Annotated in this window: 1 protein-coding gene; it reads right to left on the reverse strand. The window is 30.1% G+C overall.

Annotated features, from left to right (window positions below):
- Positions 1-196: 196 nt before the first annotated feature.
- A complete protein-coding gene (locus G3997_RS05500) occupies positions 197-742 on the reverse strand; it encodes an NADH peroxidase (protein WP_296644127.1) in 546 nt (181 codons plus the stop codon).
- Between the last annotated feature and the right edge of the window lie 106 nt (positions 743-848).

An 848-nucleotide genomic window follows, 5' to 3' on the forward strand; every position in this document is an offset into this window, starting at 1 on the left:
TAAGATAAACTATGCTTTTATAAATATACATCTTATATTATAATAATTTACAATTTATAATATATTTCCAAGTAATATAAGTACATATTAATATGTATAAAATATTTAGATTGTACACAAAGAAACCCCTACACAGTAAAATTATTTTTACTGTATAAGGGTTATTTATATAAAAAATGACTCTTAAACTATATTATTATTTTCTGAAATGTCTTTCTAATAATCCTAAGAATGCTTTACCATGTCTAGCTTCATCTTTACACATTTCATGAACTGTATCATGTATTGCATCTAATCCTAATTCTTTAGCTCTCTTAGCTATTTTTAATTTTCCTTCTGTTGCTCCGTATTCAGCTTCTACTCTTGCTTTTAAGTTAGCTTGAGTATCTGCTACTACAACTTCTCCTAATAATTCAGCAAATTTAGCTGCATGTTCTGCTTCTTCAAATGCTATTCTCTTGTAAGCTTCTGCTACTTCTGGGTATCCTTCTCTATCTGCTTGTCTACTCATTGCTAAGTACATTCCTACTTCTGTACATTCTCCAACGAAGTTAGCTCTTAATCCTTCTAATACTTCTTCGTCTACACCAGCTGCTACACCTATTCTGTGCTCGTCAGCCCACTTCATTTCACCTTTCATTTCTTCGAACTTGTCAGCTCCTACTTTACATACTGGACATACTTCTGGAGCAGTTTCTCCTTCATGTATATATCCACATACTACACATACGAATTTTTTCATATCGTTTTCCTCCTAATAAGTAATTTTAAACGTAGCTAATTTTAATAATTTAACTTTATTCTTTTTATATATACCCGTTAAAATTAGCTTTAAACAATAAATTCCA

The sequence above is a fragment of the Romboutsia sp. 13368 genome (assembly GCF_018336475.1).
GTDB lineage: Bacteria > Bacillota > Clostridia > Peptostreptococcales > Peptostreptococcaceae > Romboutsia.

Coding starts and splice junctions, on each gene's coding strand:
- G3997_RS05500 (WP_296644127.1), bottom strand. CDS start 742: ATGAAAAAATTCGTATGTGTAGTATGTGGATATATACATGAAGGAGAA.